Origin of the sequence: Leptospira mayottensis 200901116 (assembly GCF_000306675.2) — a bacterium.
GTDB classification, from domain to species: Bacteria; Spirochaetota; Leptospiria; order Leptospirales; family Leptospiraceae; genus Leptospira; species Leptospira mayottensis.
Genome location: NZ_CP024871.1, coordinates 3352373 through 3374439, shown reverse-complemented (window position 1 = coordinate 3374439; position 22067 = coordinate 3352373). Strand labels below are relative to the sequence as shown.

At 40.0% G+C, this 22067-nt stretch carries 12 protein-coding genes; 3 read left to right on the top strand and 9 right to left on the bottom strand.

The features are described 5' to 3' along the window. Positions 1 to 45 precede the first annotated feature (45 nt). The gene (locus LEP1GSC190_RS20445; protein ID WP_237578313.1) at positions 46 to 390 is read left to right on the top strand and encodes a hypothetical protein; all 345 of its coding nucleotides are present in this window, start codon (positions 46 to 48) and stop codon (positions 388 to 390) included. Further along, complete coding sequence (locus LEP1GSC190_RS15465) at positions 387 to 1430, top strand: DDE-type integrase/transposase/recombinase (RefSeq protein WP_237578312.1); 1044 nt, start codon at positions 387 to 389, stop codon at positions 1428 to 1430. The genes LEP1GSC190_RS20445 and LEP1GSC190_RS15465 overlap by 4 nt, the downstream gene beginning before the upstream one ends. A 157-nt stretch (positions 1431 to 1587) precedes the next feature. On the opposite strand, the gene LEP1GSC190_RS15460 is transcribed toward LEP1GSC190_RS15465, so the two are convergent. Genes LEP1GSC190_RS15460 through LEP1GSC190_RS15450 form a run of 3 tightly spaced genes read right to left on the bottom strand, consistent with a single transcriptional unit; the run spans position 1588 to position 10442 of the window. Further along, positions 1588 to 2124, bottom strand: coding sequence for a leucine-rich repeat domain-containing protein (locus LEP1GSC190_RS15460; RefSeq protein ID WP_002748295.1), 537 nt, complete (start codon positions 2122 to 2124; stop codon positions 1588 to 1590). Positions 2125 to 2146: 22 nt separating this feature from the next. Then, entirely contained in the window at positions 2147 to 8785 is a 6639-nt protein-coding gene (locus LEP1GSC190_RS15455) for a hypothetical protein (protein WP_237578311.1), read from the bottom strand. Between the two features lie 4 nt (positions 8786 to 8789). Continuing rightward, positions 8790 to 10442, bottom strand: coding sequence for a hypothetical protein (locus LEP1GSC190_RS15450; protein WP_126160283.1), 1653 nt, complete (start codon positions 10440 to 10442; stop codon positions 8790 to 8792). Between the two features lie 547 nt (positions 10443 to 10989). Here LEP1GSC190_RS15450 and LEP1GSC190_RS15445 point away from each other — a divergent pair. After that, positions 10990 to 11916: an Rpn family recombination-promoting nuclease/putative transposase gene (locus LEP1GSC190_RS15445; protein WP_117344643.1), complete on the top strand. Its 927-nt coding sequence runs from the start codon at positions 10990 to 10992 to the stop codon at positions 11914 to 11916. 305 nt (positions 11917 to 12221) lie between these two features. Here the strand turns inward: LEP1GSC190_RS15445 and LEP1GSC190_RS15435 are convergent, their stop codons facing one another. From LEP1GSC190_RS15435 to LEP1GSC190_RS15410, 6 genes are read right to left on the bottom strand one after another with little or no spacing between them, the layout of a single operon-like run. Continuing rightward, positions 12222 to 12911, bottom strand: a complete 690-nt coding sequence (locus LEP1GSC190_RS15435) for a YIP1 family protein (protein WP_002762037.1) — start codon at positions 12909 to 12911, stop codon at positions 12222 to 12224. Continuing rightward, positions 12908 to 16066 (bottom strand): efflux RND transporter permease subunit, encoded by a 3159-nt coding sequence (locus LEP1GSC190_RS15430; RefSeq protein WP_002745334.1) that lies wholly within the window; start codon positions 16064 to 16066, stop codon positions 12908 to 12910. Before LEP1GSC190_RS15430 ends, LEP1GSC190_RS15435 begins: the two co-directional genes overlap by 4 nt. After that, entirely contained in the window at positions 16036 to 19137 is a 3102-nt protein-coding gene (locus tag LEP1GSC190_RS15425; RefSeq protein ID WP_081586298.1) for an efflux RND transporter permease subunit, read from the bottom strand. Before LEP1GSC190_RS15425 ends, LEP1GSC190_RS15430 begins: the two co-directional genes overlap by 31 nt. A gap of 2 nt (positions 19138 to 19139) precedes the next feature. Continuing rightward, positions 19140 to 20639, bottom strand: a complete 1500-nt coding sequence (locus LEP1GSC190_RS15420) for an efflux RND transporter periplasmic adaptor subunit (protein ID WP_002745313.1) — start codon at positions 20637 to 20639, stop codon at positions 19140 to 19142. An 11-nt stretch (positions 20640 to 20650) separates the two neighbouring features. After that, the gene (locus LEP1GSC190_RS15415; protein ID WP_002745326.1) at positions 20651 to 21310 is read right to left on the bottom strand and encodes a tetratricopeptide repeat protein; all 660 of its coding nucleotides are present in this window, start codon (positions 21308 to 21310) and stop codon (positions 20651 to 20653) included. Next, positions 21307 to 22059, bottom strand: a complete 753-nt coding sequence (locus LEP1GSC190_RS15410; protein WP_002745330.1) for a lipoprotein — start codon at positions 22057 to 22059, stop codon at positions 21307 to 21309. Before LEP1GSC190_RS15410 ends, LEP1GSC190_RS15415 begins: the two co-directional genes overlap by 4 nt. Positions 22060 to 22067 lie beyond the last annotated feature (8 nt).

Sequence of the window (22067 nt, the reverse complement as noted above, 5' to 3'; positions counted from 1 at the left end):
AGATTCATATTGTGATGAAAATATTACGATGTATTCACAGATAACATGCAGACAGCGACCCATTCATCAGTCATACTTCCTACAATCCCTAAAAAAAACAGGAATTCATACGATACATTCTGGAAATTCAATGTCGCTAACGGCGTTATTACTTCCGAGCAGCTCAAAGGGTTACCGAAATCCACCGTTCACTCTCTAAAAAACAAAGATCCAGATTCCTTTCGTCATATCTACGGGTTTCGGTTTAACGGGATGGAGCCGAATCTTCAAAGAGAAGCTAACTACCTTTCCATACGCTTGGAAAACTCTCTTACCCTTCAAAAAGGGATCATCGCTCTTGCAAAAATCAAACTATGTCTTCTTCAGATCAAATCTCTTCCGAAAAGATGAAAAACTCAATTCAAGTTAAAGAAAAAATCGTCCGTACCATTCAAAGAGTAAGGGACGACCTTGGATTCGAAAGAACATTAAGGAAGTTTCATATCTCAAAGTCCACTTTTCACAGCTGGTTTTTCCAAGTGCGGTTCCGATGTAGTAGTTCCTGGGAAAAACTCTGCCACAAGCGGTTTGTCGGTCAGATTTCAGTCAAGGAAATCGATTCTTTAAAAAATCTTCTTTTGGAAAAAGCTACTTTGTTTTGGCCTCTTTCTTCCATTTGGGGATACGCTAGAAAAAACGACATTCTGCATTGCAGCTTATCTTCCTTTTACAAATGGGCAAGAGTGATTCGTCCCGAACTCTTTTCAAACAAGTTTAAGAAGCTAAAGAAAGAAGGTTTTAAAACCTACCGTCCCAATGAAGTTTGGCATTGCGATATCACTCAGTTTGTCACCAAAGACAACGTCAAATCTCATATTTACATCTTGATTGATAACTTCTCTAAGATGATTTTAGCGTTTAGAGTCGCTGCCCAAGTCGACAGCGACATCTGTGCTTCGTTAGTCGAGGAAGCCATTTCCAAGTATCAAACCTCTTTTTCCAAATTGACCTTACCCGATCTTTTTCCTTTAATCAATCTCAATCTTTCTAAAGAATCTTCTTTCGTTCATTTGATGACCGACGGGGGGCCCGAAAATCAAGGCGCTCTCGACAGAATGATTTTTGATTACAAGCTTCCAATCAACAAAATTACCGCAGGTAAAGACGTTTCATTTTCTAACAGTCCCATAGAGGCAATCCACAAAATCACAAAGTATCAGTGCCTTCATCATTTAGATATTCCTAATAGACAATCTTTGATTCAAAAATTGTCCGAATGGATTCCCATCTACAACGATCAACGGCCCAACAGAGCCGGCCGTTATCTACTCACTCCTTCCGAAATCTTTCGCGGTAAATCCATTGATTCTAATTTGCTAAACCAACAATCGAAAGACGCTAAAAAACAAAGATACCTCCTTAATAAAGTTACATCCTGCGGAGTTTGTTAGAATACAGGTTTCAAATCCGGTAATTAACCCAATCATCATTTACACTTTTATAATGTGATGTCTCTCTTCACATCATCCCTGCAACTTTCATGCCGGTTCACTTTTGTGAACCGTTTAGTCCAGTTTGCACTCGGAATGTGCTGGTGCTGTGGTCGGTCTAAAGCTCGTAATCCTCAGTTTCCACTGGCATTTTCTTGCGAAGCCTTTCAATTGCCTTGTCGGAAAGTTTGGTTCCAGCCGCTCGAAGATCAACGTTTAACTTTAAAAGATCTTCTACAGCTTCATCATCAATATTCGTATATGAAATATTGAGAATTTTTAAATGTTTCCAATCTCGCAAAACCTTAATCGCTTTGTTCGTAATCAAAGTTGAATCAATATCTAAGTGTCTAATTTTGTTATTTTGCAATGTAGTGAGACCTTCATCTGATATTTTGGTTTTTGATAATGCAAGATCTTCTAAATTTGGAAATATTAAGATGTATTTTAATTTGTCATCTGTGATCGCCGTATCTCTAAGATAAAATCCGTCAACTTCATTGAGTTTCTCCTTCGTCATTCGAGCATCATTTGGAGCCAAGATTCTCAAATATGACAACGCTTCTTCGGTTGGGTCATTCTCTTTTGCTTTTCCTTTCACGCAATTCACCAAAATTAAAAATATTAAAAGATATGTTATTTTCTGAACTTTCATACTTTACCTCTCTTACCCATTCTCAATATCCCATTCCTTTCAGTCCCCAATCTTTCCACTGGGTCGCATTTGAATTTCTAAATTTAGCATGGGCATGATCTGTTGGATCCCACTTGATTTGGCCGTCATTCCCAATTCCATGCTGTCCAGTTACACCAGTCCAACCGACAATCGTCCCATTGTCGAATGTAAGCGGAGTATTTGGATTGGTTTTTAACTGATCAATCACGTAACTTGGAAATTGATTTTGGGCATGACGAAGATCTACCTCACGCGTAACCCCTCCAAGTTTGTATTTTAGTGTAAGAGAGTTTCCGCCCTCTGACATCTTACTCAATCCAGTAACTTGAAACTTTCCGTCATCGGATTTCATTACAGTCATTGGACTACCATACGGAGCATGCAAATCTACCGCACCTGGATCTTTAGCCTGATTGTGCGAATCAACTGCAGTCCAGGGCTTTTCAGTTATTTTCGTCGGTTCCATCGGAATTGATTTCGAATCCTTTCCTAATGCCTCCGTTCTGAAATACATATTTCCGTCCCCATCCTTCACAATTTTACCAATTACTCCTTTTGAATCTTCCAAATGAGTTAGTTTTTGTAAGTGTTCCTTCGAGACATCTGTGTATTTGCCAGGATCTTTTGCGGTATTGAGAGGGATCTTGTCCCTCTCTCCTTGTGTATTATTCGCGTACGTTGATTTGGCTTCTCCGACCCGTTTGTCGAAGTCTGCTTTTGAAATCTTGCCTTCTTTGAAATCAAGATATGCAGATACTTCGTTACCGATTCGCGTTAATTTAGTCAAAGCAGCTTTTTCAGGAAGTCCGGATTCTTTGAGTCCAGCCAATTCTACTCCTTGAAGTTTGTCGTATTGGCTTTGAAGATGCTCGATTTCTTTGTTCAAATTCTTCTGGTCGTTCTCACTCAAATGTTCAAAGGTTGTTCCTCCGTCGCTTCCGTCCTCTCTTCTCGTTCCGGCGTATCCAGCCCCTGCGATCGCCGCTGCTCCAGATTCTTGATTGTTCCTATTTTGAGCGCCTCTCGATGCTTCTTGCGCATCTGCGTCTTCTTTCGCTTTTCCTGATATAAAATCGGCTTTCCACTTGTCTGCCAAAAAGTTCGTGTTTGCTTGGAAGCCTCCGGACTCACTCCAGTTTCCTGCATTGACTCCTCCCGATGCGTTAAGCGCTGCGGATACTCCGTCTCTTTGATTGAAACTTAAAGTTCCACCGGCTCCTTTCATTTGATTTGCAAGTGAGTCTTTCGGTTTGTTTTTGTCTCCAGGTGCTTCGTATCCGATGTTTCCACCGACACCGCCTTTCTCGCTCCAACTGATTCCGCCATTGACTCCATTGCTAAAACTTTTACTAAGGCTTGCACCAAATCCGTCTCCTTCGTTGTAGCTCAGCGCTAAGCCTGTTCCGTTTTGGGAAGTAAATCCTGTGCTTCCGCTCACGCTTCCTGTTTTACTGTTGTAGTTTAGTCCTGCGTTAAAGCCGCCTTTTGTTAAACCGACATCTACCGATGTTCCGCCTCGCTCGGAGATTCCCACTGTTGCTGTTGCCGGTCCGTATCCGACTCCGACGCTTGCTCCGAATCCGTTTTCTGCGGAGTAGCTAAGTCCCACGTTAACCGCTCCTCCGGTAAAACTTTTGACAGCAGCTCCTGCAGCTCCACCCACAGCACCGACGAGCGCACCTTTTAATCCTCCGCTTGCAGCTCCTGTGGCGGCACCCAGGCCTGCACCCACTGCCATAGCGACCATCAGAGAAGCTCCGCCGGTGAAGGGCGCTGCCGCTACTGCTACCACTGTTGTCACCATTTGGAACTCTTGGCTTTGATACCATTGTTCTTTCGGTTTGTTCATCTTCTCCATCTGATTGGAGATAAGCCATGTAGGTAATCCGGTTGCTTTCGAAATTGCGTTTACGGTCTCGTCTTTGACATACGCTTTGACTGCGTCTTTCATACTACTTCCACCGACTAAAGCTCCGACAAGTGAAGCCGGTAATCCGGTTGCTTCCGCAACGGCTCCCGTTATGCGGCTTTGTGCTTCCGACTTCACGGCTTGGGTAAATCTTTGGCCCATGCTTCCGGATCCGCCGTTCATTCCATTCAAAATTGTAAATAGAAATCCCTTGCTTTCCTTCTCCGCGTCATTCGCCTTTGCTTGTTTCTCGATTCTATTTTGAATGTCTTCGGAGTAGACGGCATATTTTTGATTTACGTTCGAGAGTTGACTCTCTGCGTTTTGAGTTCCCACTAACTTCAAGTTGAAGTTGTAGCCTAAATTCGATATATCAAATCCGGATGTTACGATCAAATACTGCATTCCGTAGCTAATTTCTACAGGTATGCCTTTGACGCTCACCGAGCCTTTGAGTTCTCTGCTTCCTCCAAAAACTGTGTCGTCAATGTTTGCTCCTTCATACATCGCCTTTCCAATCTTCTTCATATCTCCGCTTTGGCCTTTGAAACTTTCTGTTCCGAAGTTGTATTTCGATCCTTGTTCGTGATAATTTTTGAGTCCTCCCATTTCTCCTTCGAACATGCCTTTCAAGTCGCCTGGTAAAGCTTGAAAGGAGGCTACCGTTGTATCCCGATTTTCTTTGTAGAGTTCCTTTTTGTAGTCTCGGATTTCTTGATTCTGTGCGTATTCTTCTTTGATCTCGTTTGTTTTGTCGCTGAACTGAGCAAACATCGTCTCCACGTTCTTTTGGAGATTGTCGATGTAGTTTTTAACTCCCAGTACCATTTCCGCGTTGAATCTTGTCGCGTTTGGATTCATCATATCCACGCTCAAGTTTCCTGGATTGAATTTTGTGTCTATTCTAATATATTGATATTCTAAATCGGGAGAATAACTCGTGCTCTTCATCGCACTGCCGTCGATTTCGATTTCTCCGCTGTAGATCTGTCGATACGCGGATATTCCTTCTCCATCCGTTCGGAAAGAATATCCTGCGTCTCTGAGATATTTGTAATCTTCTCCGTTCGTCAGAGCTTCGAGGAGTGTCTTTTGGAGTTGGTTACTTCTTTCTTCGTTGTCTTTTTGAAGTTTCTTTGCGTAATCGTCTAAGTATTTGGACACTGCGCTGTTTGCTGCCAAGTTGATTGCTTGGCTGCTTCCTTGGAGTAGGGTTTGTAATGCATTCAAATCGTTTTGGTTTGTCACAAGTGAATTCATGTGGGCAAGTAGTTCGTCTGCCTTTTTTTGTTTTTCTTCCAGCTCTTTCTCTTGTGCTTGTATGTATTGGCTCACTCCGTTTGCGCTTACTTCTTGTGGGAGTGTGCTTTGTATGCTTGCGATCATTTCTTGCAATCCATCCAAGAGTCCTTCTCCGATATTACGGTTTGCTAATTCTTTGGATTCGAGTAGCAACCGTTCCACTCGTTCTTTGTTTTCTTCTCCTTGTTTGTTTAGGTTTGTCGCCGTTTGGATCATTCCTTGGATTTGGTTGTAACTTTCTCCTTCGGAAATAATTCCTGCTACAGCGTTTTTTCCTTCTTGGATTTGTTTTTGAACTTGAGTTGTATTTTGAAAGTTTTTGTTGAGTAGGTTATCTCTGTAACTTAGGAAAGAATTTTTGGTATATGTCAATCCTCGGTTGTCTATTTCACTCGTAATTTCTTCTCCCAAGTTGTAGTATTTCTTTTTTAAATATCCTAAAGCGTTGTTTTTTTCTCTCACCGCATAACCAGTGTATAGCGCTGCTTCGTCGAATTTTGCTTCGCTTCTTGCTTTGTCTGCTAACTCTTGATATCTTTCGGATTTCTCAAAGTATTCGTTTGCGGTTTTTAAATATGTGATCTCTTCATCGACTACTTCTGCTTGTAGTGTTGTCGCGACTGCAATGTCTGCGATCATGTTCGTATACAAGGTTTCTTTTGCTTGGCTTGTGTTGTTGCGACCGTTAAAGTTAAATCCTCCGTTGGTTCCATTGATTTCATTTTGCCAAAACGTTTGGTTTTGTCCGCTCGTTGTAATTTGGGTTTGGAGTGTTTGCAACTCTATATTGTCTACGATATATGCCCCGTTTCCGTAAATCGTTTGTGCCAGTGCATTGATTCGATTACTTGCGCTGAGTTCTGCTGTTTTGTAGGCTTCGCTTCTTCCAAAAGAATCCGCGATTGTTTGAGAGAGGTTGGCTCCTTGTCCGTTCCAACTTGTTTGGTTTTGTTGATTCGTTAATGCTTGTTGCATTACGTTTCCTGCCGCTGCATATTGATACGTTTGATACAAACCTGTTGCTGCGTTGTAAAGCCCGGTTGTATTTGTCTCCGAGTTTGTAATTTGTGTTTGTAGTTGGTTTGCTTGCGGAATTGCGTTTGTTTGGAATTGTGTTTCTCCGTCAGTTGCAGTTACCGCTTGTTGTAATATATCTTTTGCGGATAAATACCAGTTGAGTTCCGATTGTTGGAAGATTGATATCGTATTATCCCAATTCTCTTGTCCGCTTCTGTATTGGCTATTTGCGTTATCCGCGCTTCCTGCAATTCCTGCCATTTGGTAACCGTAAACTTCTGTGACCCAGGCTCCTCTTGCCGCCTTCATGAGATTAATCTGATTATCATAGTTGGAAATCGTAGATTGTTTCGTTTGTTCCAGTTCTAATAGTTTTGCTTGGTATTCTTCTTCGTATGTTTGCGATCTTTCTTCCCAGTCTTTCAACGGATTGACCAAGGACAAAAATGTAGATGCAATATTTGTAAACTGAGTTTTCATACTCGTCCAAAAGTTCTGGTTTGCTTGCATCGCAGAGTCTATGTATTTGTATTTCGTTTGTATTTGAACTTGGTTATTCAATCCCAACGATCCATACCAGTTGGAACTATTTAAAGCGCTTCCTCCCAAATATACTTTTGTTTCCAATGCAACACTCGATCCGGAAACTGCATTTCCCGCTTGGGAGGATTGTCCAAATGCTGTATTATAACTTCCGAATATTGCATTTCGAATATTATTGTTGTTTGTTATCTGTTGTTGGTTGAACGTCCCGCTTGCAAATACTGTATAGTTTTGGTCGATAACTGTGTCTCGGGTATATCCGCAGAATTCGAATCTGTCACCACAATAGACACCGTTGGACTCGTAACCTCCAAATCCACCGACACAAGTTCCGCCGAAATCCCATGCTTGACAACTGATTTGGTAATGTGAGTTTTCAATATATGCGGACGAACCATATGAACCTTGGCCCACCGTGCCGGTTTCATCCGATTGATAGACCAAAGAACCGCTGCTCGCTCTCCATCCATATACACTTCCATTACTGTTGTATACGATCGATCGATTCCCACTGGCTACGTTGTTACATCCTGATCCTTCATAATTCGTACAACTTATGGAAGAGTTCCCCACGATCTGAGAATACGCAACCGTCTGTGTCGCATACGTCTCCTGCCATTTTGTTATATTCCAGTAGTCTGCTTTTGCGGTTGCGTTTGTTATCTGACTTTGGAAAAAATTTCCTAATGTTTGCGCTAACGTGCCGAGGGATGCGTTAGAATTCAGAGCCTCCTGTAGATCTTCCAACAATTCATCCATGTCCCCAAACACGGATGTCAAACTCGGATCACTCGATGCATTTGTTTTCAATTGATTTTCTTGAGAACGTATATTTGTAATTGTGGATTGAAGCGCGTTTCTCATTTGGCTTTGAGCGTTTGCAATCAATTGTTTGTTCGCCAACCACTGGGCTTTTGTTTGTTCGATTCCATTCAAATAACTTAATTTATCATTTTCGAGTCCTGTAATCGATTGATTCCATTGCAGGATTCCATTCTGGATCGCATTTAAGGAATTCTGTTCCCAGGTGTTTTGTTTGGTTAGTAAATCCTGCCATTTAGAATCCCAGAGTTGGGTTCCTTGGTAATAACTCTGTGCCGCTTGTGCGGGGTTTGTTGCTTGGGCGGCAGGAGTAGTGGTTACAGTTTGCACAGTCGGATTGATCGTATTCACCGCATTTGTGTTCGTCGATGTTACGTTGTTCGATGTGTTTTGAGATAATGTCGCTAAAAAGATTTGTAACTCTGCTTGTATGTATGCGTTTACGTCCGCGATCCACTGGTTCTTTGCCTGTTGTTTTTGCAGTTCCAACTGAGCTCTTACAGCGTCTTTGTAAACATTTACGTTATTCACCGTGTCCGAGTTATTCACTCCACCCACGATCGCTTCTATCTCCGCGTTGACTCCCGTTTCCCAAGCGGCTTCTAATACTTGTTCTCCGTTGTTCACCGAATTTAAAAACGTTCCCGAATCCGTGGCTCCGGCTTTTGCCGCGTCCACGTAAGGTTTTAATTCGTCGTTTGCAAATTGTTTTGTCGATCCAAGCGTCGGCACACTTTGAGCGGAGAGTTCGCCTAATATCGATAAGGGTAACACAAAAACTACGTGAAAGGCGAGGATCGTTATTAAACTGACGATCTTCGTTTTAAAGGAAAAACGGTTTTTAAAAGCGAGAATATTTCGTTTTTCTAATGCAGTTTTCTTTTTTGTCTCCGTAAACTGTATTCTAAAATCGTGATGTAATATCTCCCCCGTTTCTTTCTGTCCTCTGTCTGGAACGAGCGAAACGAAGTTCGTTTGTCTTCCGTCTTCTGAACGCGGTTTTAGGTCGGTGATGGATCTGTTTTTTGAATCTCTGTTTTGTCTCATGTTTTTACACCTGTTTGTGAACTGTTGGGGGCGGTCCGTTCATACGGATGGAATAATAGCGCATTAGTTTCCGATTGAGGTTCGGAACTTCCAAAAGATGACTTAATAGAATTAGAAAATCGGAATGTTTCCGGGTATCACCCGAATTGATCGAAGTGACTTTTTGATTTTTTAGATTGGATTGATCCCGTCTCGGAGGATACAACGGAGTTCTTTCTACGTTCTCAGAAAGAGAAGAGGGTAAATTGTTTTGCAATCGTCCGGTTTTGATTTCTTCCGACTTTTCTCGGATATATTCCCAAGCCCATTTCTCTATATTAACATTCTCTAAAATACGAATCTCAAAGGTATCGGCTTTCCATTCCCAACTTGCGGAATCAAGCATATCTTCGACTTTTCCAAACCTATGTTCCGTGTTTTTGGAGGAATCAGAATTGAATTCTAAATTCAAAACTTCTTTTTGGTTTGTTACAGTTTCACTAAAACGATTGTTAACTTTTTCTTTAAACCTCAAATCCGAAACGGATTCGATTGCTTTTTGTGGATTGGCGGTTTCTTCCTCAAAACCTGTCTCTAAGACCGCGACATCTTGTCGGATTGTTGGAATCGTTTTTGATTGAACTTGTTCCAAAGAATCAAACTTCAAGTCGTCTTTCCGATGAACTTGTTCCAAAGAATCAAACTTCAAGTCGTCTTTCCGATGAACTTGTTCCAAAGAATCAAACTTCAAGTCGTCTTTCCAATGAACTTGTTCCAAAGAATCAAACTTCAAGTCGTCTTTCCAATGAACTTGTTCCAAAGCATCAATCACAACTTCGGAATATTCTTTGGACAAAGGTGCCCCGTTTTTCTTTTGAGAGTTACGAGACAAATAACGTTCTACTTCTAAAATATACAGTTGAGTCAATTTGTCCCGACGGTCTGGCTTTGAGGTTTTGATCTTTTGAGCTTCGTCGGGAGGTTCCGGTTTCGAGGTTTCAATTTTTTGAATGTGATCGAATTCTTGATTGGGAAAATCGGTGGAAATCAAAAAGGTTTTTATTTTTTGATCTTTTATTAAAAAATCAGAATTTGAAATTTCATCGATTGTGTTTTTCTTTGGGTTCTCTTTCGAACCTGACTGAAAATCCGGAAAATGTTCTTCTTCCGTTCGATCGAAATGTGTAGTCTTTTTGTGTTTGGAAAAATCGTCGTTCTTCGAATTATGGATTTTGTTTTCTTTTATGGAAAGCTCCATTTCTGCTTCCCACGCAGCACCGGTTGTTTCTAAGTTGTAGGTCAAATCCGGATCCGGTAAAAGCTCTGTGTTTGCAATGGCTTCCGGTTGATTTGTAGAAACTGGATTTACCGTTTCTGAAAAAGTTTCTGAATCAAATTCTTCCGTTTTTAATTCTTTCGATTTTATCTTTGGTTTTTTAGTCGTGTTTATTTCTTTTTGTAACTCAAGCAAATTAGGTTCTAATTCACTTTCCGGCTCAAAAGACCATCCTAAAATAGGATCTAATGTTTTATTAGAAACCGAGTCGACTAAAACGGATAATACCGTAAAAGCAGTAATTCCATGCAAAAGAAAAAAGACTAAAAACGGAAGACGATAGGGGAAATTTTTATTCCCGGACGCCGGACTCGTTTTAGATCGTTTGATTCTTTCTAACATCGTTTTTTAAAGACTAACAAAACCGTTACAAATTCAATTTCTAACAAAGATTAGCTGACTTCATCGTAAGTGTAGTCACGCGGATCTATGTTCGGTTTTGTAACAAAGACGAATCTTGTGATTTTCATAATACAATGCAATCACAATTTTCTAAAAAATCTGAAACCGTTTGCGGGACAAATTATTAAGGTTGGGTTTGGAGCGGTTTTAGGTGTTGGTTTTGACTAAAACTTAAGAGTGCTGGGTTTTCGTTTCCGGAAAAATGGGGGGACCTCCGTGTTTTTTTGGGGTTCATGCTTGCATATAACCCACGTTTTTCAAGTCCAGAAAGGGGCGCTATTTTGTCTTATATCAAATTCACATTAGAATTTGTCCCAAAACTGTCTTCTGTGGGAGCGGGCATTGCCGCGACACTGTCATCAGTCCTCTGAATGTAGGAGTTCCTACGGCCGAGGTTTTAGGATTAGGGATTTTTAAGCCTTGAGCGAATTAGATTCCGAATGAAATTGACCGAGAAAAACGATAGCTCAAGGATAACGGATGACCGATGACCGAAGTGAACAATCCTCACGATCGATTGATTCGAGAAACCTTTCAGGACAAAAAAGAAGCGGCTACTTTTTTCAAAAACACGTTAGCGCCGGAAGTGGTCAAATTACTCGACTTGGAAAATTTGGAATTGACCGAATCGAGCTTTATATCCGAGGAATTAAAACAAGAACAAACAGATCTGCTGTTTCAAATCCCTCTCAAGTCCGGAAACAAGTCGAACGTCTATTTACTTTTCGAACACAAAAGTTATTTAGAAAACACCATCTATATTCAATTATTAGGATATTTAACGGAAATCTATCGAAACCAACAAAGAAATGGAGAGAAGCTATCGGTTGTAATTCCATTCGTGTTCTATCACGGAGAAAAGGAATGGAAATTGGGAGATCGATTTTTGGACCAGTTCGTATTAACAAAACAAGAAACGGAAATTCTAAAAGACTTTATCCCCGATTTTAAAATAGACTTATTCGATCTAAAAGAAGTAGAGTTGAAGAAGAAGTTGGAAAGTATCACTTTTCAAGTCACTTTGGGAGTGGTTCAAAAAATCCGGGAAGGGGATTTGGAATTTGTTTCTCACTTACCGGGGTTATTTTCGCTACTATTAGGAATAGAGGAAGAATCGAAAAGGGTTGCAATCTTACGGAAACTGTTGTTGTATATTTATTGGGCCCGTGATTTAAAACCTACGGAACTCAAAAGAGTTTTGGAAAGATCAAAATTAGAACAATATGAGGAACTAACAGTGACTACAGCGGAGAGACTCATTTCAGAAGGCATACAACAAGGTGTTGAGAAAGGCAAGATTGAAGAAAAATTGGAGGTTGCCGGTAAAATGTTAAAGAAAGGAATTGATCTAAAGACCGTTTTAGAAATTACAGGATTCTCCGAAAAAAACCTGAAAGAAAATGGAATTCTTTAAAGTCGACGAGAGGGAGGTGTCAGTAGAACTGTGTAAATGACATATCCTAAAACGAGGCAGTGTCAGGAATCCTGTGTAAATAACTTTCTTTAAAACGAATCGATCTTCAATCGCTCGCCGAAAATGATTGAAAATTGGTTCATTGCTTCGGGGAATCCTACGCCAATACTTCACGAGTCGCCTCTGCGATATAGTTCGTATATCAGCGAATATGTGAGGATAAGTAACCGTAGGAGTCTCTATGGCTAAAAGTGATTCAAACTCTAAAGAAAAAAATATCCAAAACGTTTTATAGTTACGACTGATCAACCGAACCAAATTTGAATCAGAAATTTTATCGAAAACGCGTTCATAAATAATAAACTGGGTGTGATCCAAATTAAAATAGCTCTTCCGTTATTCTGATCATATTGTCCCGTAAAAGCGTGGTAACACAACCGTCCTTCCCAAATCCAAGCCAGTAATAAAGTCAACAAGCCGATCGAAAAAAACAACTTCAAGGAGTCTACGTTTTCCATTGTATAATTGAGTGAAATTAAATCGTATCCGGCCGAGATGATAAAACTCGAAAATAAAAGAGGGAGGGAAGTTGCGAGAGTTGTAATAAAGAGCTGTTTAAATCTGACTTTGTGCTCTCCGATGAAATAAAGAATAGGAAGTCGAATTAACGCGAGTAGAGTCGGAATTAAAATCCAGATCAAAACATAGATTACTTTAGACAACAAGGTAAAAATGAATCCTTGATCCTGTGCATAATTTTTTCGATTTTCTTCCGCCTTAGCGGAGGCTTCCTGGGCGACCTTGATTTTTATCGGAGCAAACAACGATTCGTGTAAAACTCTCGTAGACGTTAGAATGACCGCAAGACCAAACAAAATGATCAAGAAATTCCTAATTGAGTGGTTCGATTTAGATCGATCCGATTGTAACTGATAGGTTTTGAAATAATATTCCGGTCTAAATAAGACGTCCTTTAAATAATTCCATACGGTCATCGTATCTTTCTCCTAAGTTCCTTGATTTTAAAATTTGTCCAATCCATGCTGTGTTGATAAGTGCGAATAACCGTATTTACGATCGTGATTGGATATAAATACAATGTGATAAAAACGATCGGAGTAAAAAAACAAATTCCGACTAATCCGAGGATTAATGTGATGGATACTGTTTTAAGCATCGCCGAGCCGGTTCCGAAGCTGAAAGCCGAAGGTAAATAGAATAAAGCGATTAAAAACCAAAGTTGGAAAAACTTTGCCAGCAAAGTTTTTATTTTTTCCATTAAGTCGTACGGTATCGCTCCGGATTCGAATTTTTCTCCTTTATTTTTCCAAGGAGCCAATTCTTTTCTGAGTATAAACGCTTCCAAAATTGCGAATGCACTTATGATAATCATTCCTATATAAACTGGAATGGTAAAGGGCACGTCGATTAAATGGATAAATATTATAATAAAGAACAACGGTAAAGGGAGTACGGATAACAATAAGAACGGTCCCTTCAAAGATTCCAAATAAGACGCCAATATCATAAACAAAATCAATGCGGCAAATCCCAGAATGAAATTCATTTTTTTCTGATGTTCTAAAACCTTTTTCAGACTATCGCTGAACTCGATCCGATATTGTTTGGGGAGTTCGATTTGTTTTAATTTTTCGAGTTTGGGAATAATTTCGGTTAAACTCATATCGGCAATCCGAAGACTAAATGATAAAACTCTTCTTTTATTTTTTCTATAAATTCTTACAGGTGTGGTGTTTCGAACTAAAGAGGCTATTTCCAAAAGTGGCACGGACTTTCCGTCTTCTATGTCGATTTTGTATTCTTTCAGATCCGAAAACTGATCGCGGTAATTCGAATCGTACCGAATACGAACATCTATTTCCCTCTCTTCTTCTATGAACTTTGTCGCGACTCCTCCTTGGATTCCGTAACGTATAAGTCTTCCGATATCTTGGGAACTAATTCCCAAAGACTCGCTTTTTTCCTTGTCTATCACAACTCGAACCTCTTCCCTAGGAGGTTTATATCTCAATAAAACGTGTCTAACGTTCGGAAGTAAACCCTGTGCGGTTGAGGAAGCCTCTCTCGTAATTCGATCGATCGTGTTCAGATCGTCTCCGATCACGTCGATTGTTACCTCCTTCAATAAGGCTTCGTCATTACTTCCGGAAAAATATATAAAAGCAGGTTTGATGTCTCCGACGATTTCTTCCAATTCCTTTCCAATTTCATCCACGTCGGAAACGCTTTCGTTAAACTTCACTACAATCGTGGATTTTCCATTTTCCACTCTTGAGTTGACTTCTTTGATATTGTATAATTCCGAAAGGTTTTTCTCGATTCGTTCGGTTACATTATTGATTCTTGAAAAGCTGGTCCCGGAAGGAAATTCCACGTTTCCTATCAATTGTTTTTCTTCGACTTTGTTGATAAATTCGTGTTTGGATATTAGATAAAAGTAAATTCCGGTTAAAATAAATAGAATATAAAACGACAAAAATATACGAGGGTTATTTCTCGAATAATCAACGAACGATAATGTTTTTTGTATAATATTGTCTTTAATCCGATGAACATAAAAAGATAATACATTTTCTTTGGCGATTAATATTCTTAGGATTTTCGGAGCGGAGAAGTTTCCACTTTTAAAACTCGATTCGGTTTTAAGACTCGGTAATATCGCGATTGAAATTAAAAAACTTATAAAAAAATTACCCGATAAAACGAAACCGAGCCCGCCGTAGATGCTTTTCAGTTCTTTTGTGGCAAATAGTATAGGTAGGAACACTCCCGATATTAAAAGAATTGTAGTAAATATTTCTCCCGTGATCGAGATAGATTTGTTGTTTTTCCCGCGATCAGAAAACAATCGATTTGCGATAAAAACGCTTAGACAACATCCACAACTCAAAATCAACCCGACAATTGTAACGAGATTATAATCGATTTTTAGAAAATACATTAAAATCGAACCGATAAAAAATTGACATATTAGTAAAAATGCGGATAAACAAGAGGATTTGAATTCTTGAAATATTAAAAAAGCTGCAATAACGAAAATTAGGAAACCTATGGACGAAGCGATAAAAAAGTTTCTAATTGCGTTAGTGACCGTTTCGGCTTGATCGTACAATATTTCAAAATTTAGGTTCTCACTTTCCGCTTTTTTGAGCTCTTTTCTGAGTTCGTCGGAAACTGCAAGTAGATTGGCGGTTCCGGCTCGATAAACGTATATACTGACCGTATTTTCTCCGTTTACTCTTGCGGCCGAATGTTCCTCTCGATAGGAAAAATTTACTTTTGCTACATCTTTTACACGTACAAATCTGCCGGAATTGTCTCTTCGAAGAGATAAGGATTCTATCTCTTTTAAACTTCTCATTCTTCCTTTTACGTAAACTGGAATTTGAACGCTTCCTTCCGTAACTTCTCCGGGATTCTCGTTATAATTTGCCTCCTGAAGTACGGATAAAAGCAGGTTCATATCGACGCCGTATCCGAGCATTTTCTGTGCATCGCAGGAAACCAAAATTTCTCTCGGCTTTCCTCCGGCGACTACCACCTCGCTGACTCCGGGGATTCCTTCGATGATTTTTTTAATTTCACGATCCGATATTTCACGTATTTCCATAATGTTTAAAGATGTACTCTTTGGAACGATTATAAATGACGGTTTTTGAGTAGGATCGTATTGAAGGACGACAGGCTTTTGCGTTTCTCGTGGAAATTTATAGGAAACTTGTTCTACTTTGTCTCTTATTTCCAGGGATTTAATTTCTAGATCCGCGTTCTGATCAAATTGGATATGCACTTTCGATTTTCCCTCTTCGGAGACAGAAAAAAGATGTTCAATACCGCCTAACGTAGATACGGATTCTTCGATCGGTTTTGTGATAATCTCTTCTATCTTTTCAGGACCGACTCCGAAATATTCTGTTTCGACGGTTAAACCGGGATACGGCGCTTCCGGAAAAAGAGATATGGGAATAAAACGAAATGCGATTATACCCAATAATATCAAACTTAGGAAAATCATTGTGGTTCCCGTTTTATGATTCTCTACCCAAAGAGTAAGAGTAGACGGTTTCCGGCCGAATTCCGGAACGGTCGTATATTCCTTCAGATCGTTTTTTTTCTTGTTCTTTGCCATTTTAGAATATAATAAAAAGCGATTGGGATTAGAAAGAGCGACAACACGACCGAAGCGGCTAAGCCGCTGATCACCGTCACGGCCATCGGGGACTGAAATTCGGTTCCTTCCCCTAATTCGAGCGCAACCGGAAGTAGGCCTAAAAGTGTAGTTCCGTTATTCATGATGATCGGACGAAGTACAATTTGTCCGCTTCCTATGATTGCTTCTTTGAGAGATACCTGATCGTGTTCTAGGATCTCCACGTATTCGTAAAACAAGGCGGCGTTATCTACCACAATTCCCACTAGAAGAATGATTCCGGTAAACGAACTGATATTGAAGCTGTTACCCGTTATCAATAACGCAGGTATAATTCCGATCAGGATCAGAGGTATCGTACACAACATGACTAAAGGAATTAAAAGCGATTCGAATTGACCCGCGAGCAACATATAAATCAGAACAACTGCCAAGATAAATGCGAACAGAAGTTCACGCATGGATGCGTCTATATTTTCTTTTTCCCCTCCGAAATGGACTTTGTATCCGACGGGTAATTTTAATTTTTCTATATAGTCCTCTATTTCCGAAAGAACGATTGATTGTTTTACGTTTTCTACGTTAGCCGTAATACGATTGACCCTACTTTGACCGATTCTGAGGATAGATGCGTATCCTTTTCCTTCCCGAATTTCGGCTGCTTGATTCAGAGATATAGCGTCTCCAGAAGGAGTGCGGATTAGAATTCTAGAAATATCTTCTTTGTGTTTTCGATCGGATTGTCTATAACGGAGTCTAACGTCGAATTCCTCATCGTTGATTCTCAAACGCGTTGCAATTGTACCTTTAAGGGCGGTTTTTAAAATTCCGGCGAGATATTGATGTGACAATCCGTAAACGGACATTTTATCCTCGTCAAATCGGATTTGGAATTCCCGATTTTCGGATTCTAGGCTACTTTTGGAATCGGTAATACCTTGAATTTTAGTGATTTCGCTTTTGATATTCTCTCCGATAAAAGCTAAAGTGGCGAGATCGTTTCCTTCCACCTCTAAAGTGATCGCCTTGGAGTCGGGAGAAAGTATTTTGGAAAGCATATCCTCTTCGGGATAAAAGTGAATTCCTATAGTCGATCCATATCGGACTTTTTCCCTAAACCTACGAATAAAATCCTTTGTTTTTTCGGATCTTTCCGTAGAAAGAACAATGCGTATCTGAGCTTGGTGAGTTCCGACTTCTCCTCCCGAACGAGATAAAATCTGTTCTTCGTCGTAACCGACGTTCGAAATGACGTGCTTTACTTCTTTCTCTTCGAGTAATTTCGTCTCCAATTCTTCGACAAGCTTGGACGTTGAGGAAAGCGAGGAACCCTTTACGTTGAGAATTTCGATCTTAAATTCTCCCGTATCTACTTTAGGAATGAACTCCTTATCCACGAACGAAATCAAAATCAGAACCCCCGCAAAGCAGATTGCGATTCCGATAAAAAAGCGTTTCGGTTTTCCGATCCAGTTCGTTAGTCCTTTCACAAATCGAGCGTCTATTTCGTTTTCCCAAATTGCGACTTTTTTGAAAAAAGACCACTGATCGAATTTCCGAGACCAAACCTTATTTCCGCGAAGTGCGGATAACATAGGTATTAACGTCAGAGAAACGGCCAGACTCACTAGTAACGAAAAGGTGATCGTCAAAGCCATTTCGCCGAATACGACTCCGATGATTCCTTTTAAAAAAACGATCGGTAAAAAAATGATAACTGTGGTTAAAACTGCGGAAGTGATCGATCCGGCGACTTCGTTGGCTCCGGTTAAGGAGGCTTCCTTAACGGAAAGTCCGTTTCTAACGTGTCTTTCGATTGCGGCTAAAACAACGTTACCAGAGTCGAACAACATTCCGATTCCCAACGAAAGACCGCCTAATGTCATAACGTTCAGCGTGAGGTCTTTTAGATACATCAGTAAAAACGTAGTTATTACTGATATGGGAAGTACGGTCAAAAGAATCAGCGGACTTTCCATATTACGAAGTATGAATATAAGAGAAAGAAACGCCAATATCCCACCCGAGATTAATTCGCCGGTGATATTGTCTACGGATTGTTTTACGAATCTGGCTTCTTCGTATACAATGTCCGCTTTAATTACGTTTTTATATTGTTCTTTAAGACGTTCTAATTCCGATCGAACGGATTCTGAAACTGTTACCGTATTTTTTCCGGATTCCTTATAGATGGATACGGTTACACATTCCTCGCCGTTGTATCTTGCAAGGCCCTTTCTCTCTTTATACCCTTCGCTAATCTGAGCGATATTTCCCAGCCGAACTGGAATGTTTTTGTCGTTTTTGGATACGTTGGTTTTTTCGATTTCGCGAAAATCTTGGTATTCTCCGATGGTTCGGATTAATACGTCTCTGGAACCTTCTTCTATATGACCCGCAGGATAATTTATGTTCGAGCTTTCGACAGAGCCCTGGATATCTCTGATCGATATTTGATGCGCATACATAGAAGACGGATCCACTTCGATCAGGATTTCTTTTTTAAATCCTCCGGAAATTTGCGCGAGCGCGACACCGTCCACACGATCCAAATAACTTTTAATTTCCCTTTTGATAAAACCTCTGAGTTCGTGCGTCCTGGATTTATCCACCGGAAAAAAAACGATTTCTTGAATTGGTGATTGGCTCGGATCGAATTTTGCGACGATCGGTTTACCTGCGTCTTCGGGAAGAATTCCTCGAATCAGATCTATTTTTTCTCGCACTTCCATCGCGGAGTAATCGATTTTGGTTCCCCAACCGAATTGTAGAGTGACGAAAGAAACGCCCTCCATTGATTCGGACGAAATTTTTTCGATCCCTTTCACGGTACCTACGGCTTCGGTTAAAGGTTTTGTAATCAGATTTTCTACTTCTTCAGGTGCCGCGTTTTGAAAATTTGTAATTACTGTTAGGCGAGGAAATTCCATGTCTGGAAGTAGATTTACCTCCAGATCCTTTAGGGAAATTAGACCGAGCAGAATCAGAAGCAGATAAAACATAGCCGTCGTTACTGGCCTGTCGATTGCTATCTTTTGAAGATATTTCACTTTTATTTAAGGCCGTTTTCTATTTCGGGACGAACCTTCATTCCGTCTTTAAGTTGGGTGAGTTTTTCCACGGCGACGATACTTCCGGGATTTAAACCTTCCAATATTTCGACCTTGTCTTCGTACTGGCTTCCGGTTCTCACTTTAGCTCTTAAGGCAATCCCGTCGTTAAGCACATAAATCCAGGCGACATCGTTATCTTTGGCGAACAGTGCCTCCGAAGGAACAAGGAGAGACATTTTTGTTTCTCCTGTAAAAATGGAACCTCTTACAAACATTCCGGGAGTTAAAGATCGATCTTCGTTTCTGATTAATGCCTTTACTTCCATAGTGTGGGTTTTTGGATCTACGATTGGATTGATGATTCCCACTTTTCCGTTGAATTTCCTATCGGGGTACACGTCCGCCGTAAATTCCAGATCCATATTTTTACGGACTGAAATCATATCTGATTCTCTAATATTCAATTTTGCGAATACCTTGTGGATATTTACGAGAACCAAAATTGCCTGGTCCGGACTATTTACTGCTCCCGGATTCACGTATTCTCCGACGTGTTTATTGACATAAGCGACTACACCGTCTATCGGAGAGCGAATCGTAGCGGCACGAATCAATTCCTCCGTAGATGTCAGAGCCGCCTTAGCCGATTCCACTTGGGATCTTGCAACATCTACTTCCGCTTTGTCGATACGAGTATTGATATCTACGAACAGTTTTAATTTTTCCTTGGGATCATCGGGAACTTTTATATTTTTTGAAATGATATCCTCGTTTCTGAAACCGACCATTCCCATTTCCCAATCTTTAATACTCATCCGATATTTGGCTTCCGCAGTTATTAGCGCCGTTTGGGCATGTTCCATCTCTTCCTTACTAATTCCCCCTTCTTTATAGAGGGTTTCCTTACCGGCAAACGTCATTTTCATTTTGGTCAATTCGGCTTTGGCTTCTTTGGTTTGTGTTTTTCTTTTTTCGATATCCAACATTCTGATTTCGATATTCTCTCTGGCTTTTGCATATTTTTCCTCGCTAAGGCTCAAAGAAGAGAAGGCGCTTTGTAATGCCGATTGGTTTTTTTTTCTTTCTAACTCTAACTGAAGAGTGTCTATATGAAGCAGTACGTCTCCTTTTTTAACTTTTTCCCCTTCTTTGGCTTTGATTTCCACAATGTTTCCGGCGGTTTTGGAAACGATATCCACCTTATCCAAAAAGTCGACGGATCCCAGAGCATGAATCGCAGGATTTATTTTTTCCGGGTAAACACTCGTTGCTTTTACGATTACCGAATCCATATCCGTAATGTAATCTTTGTTCTTTTTTTTGAAAAGATTCAAGATGAACTCGAATTTCCCTTCCTTTTTTTTGTCTCTTATGGATGTTTTAGGGTCATAGTATATAAAAATTTTATAAAATACAAATATACAAAGGATCAATAAGGCGGATTTGACGATTTTAGATTTTAAGATGTTTCTAATGGTTTGTAATTTGGAATCGGGCATATATTCTTGATTTATTGTTCCTTATCTATTTCAGACTCGATCATTTTGATCAAGCTTGGATCTTCTTCGGAGATGAGTCTGGCTCTTTCAAAATAACGGCTCGCCATTTCCTTTCTTTGAGCTTTATGATATATTTTTCCCAATCGCAGATATAGAAGGGAGAGTTTTGCAGATTCCGCTTTCGTTTGATTGTATAAGGCAAGGGCTTCCTGAATTTTCCCTTCCGATTCTAATATCGCACCGAGTGTGTATTCAACTTCCCACCTGCTGGGAATGTGATTGATGATGGATTCAAGACGTTCTTTCGCTTCCGCCCTATTATCGCTGTGTAAACTTTCGATTTTAGAAAGCCAGTATGCGGCGTTAGCGTTACATTTATCCCTGTTTACTGCGTCTTGAAACATCTCTTCTGCCTTTTCAAAATTTTTCTTATAATAATGAATTTTTCCCAACATAATTATCGTTCTAATCGAGTCCGAATCCATTTCCAACGCTTGCGAATAAAGCGAAAGCGCGCCGTTTAAATCCTGTTTTACGTAGGCGGTATCCGCGTCCCTTTGTAACGACTTGAATTTTTCCGAATCTTTTTTGCAGGAATAACTCGTAGCGGTAATCAATACCAGGACGGGAACGAAAAAATTCTTATGTGAAACTGTGTTTTGTGTATTCATCGTTTTACGAGAGTATTCATCCTGTTGGAAATGTTTCGGCAGACTTCTTTTAATAGATTGGCTTCGTTCAGGCTTCTCCCGTTCACAACGTAGGTGATCCCACCTTTCAAAACCCCGTTCGAATCGTAAATTTTGAGAAAAACCAAAGAATTAAAATCCTCTTCCAATAAATTTCCGGAATCGTTATTACCCACCGCTCCTTGAATGAAATAGCGGATTTTTAGTTGTTCGGATAAAAATTTTATCTCGTTGCTGGAAAGAAAATCACTGAATTGTGTTTCCTTAGATACATTAGAAAATCCTACTACTGTTCCTTTATCCAAAACCTGGCGGAGATTTTCAGGAAGTAAGTCCTTTAAGTTCGAGGTGTTTTCGGTGGTATCGATTTTGTTAACGGCAGGTTTCGTTTCTTCTTTCTCGGTTAATTCAAGAGGTTCTGCCGTTTCTGAATTTGAGTTCGCTTTAGAAAACAATTTTCTCAGGGATTTATCATCCGGCATTTCCTTAACGGAATATCCTTCCGCCATTAAATGGAGTTGAAGCATGTCTTTGAAATTTTCCATAAGATACGGAGAAAATCTAGCGTCTCTACCCACAATTTTTCCTATTGCTAAAGAAGAATTTTCTTCAGACTTCATCACATAGACTTGATAACTTCCAGATGAACGGAATAGTTTTGCAATTGTCGTACAACCGCAAAAAAACATTGAGAGTAAAAGCAATACGATTGATTGGAAAATTTTTTTCATAATATAAT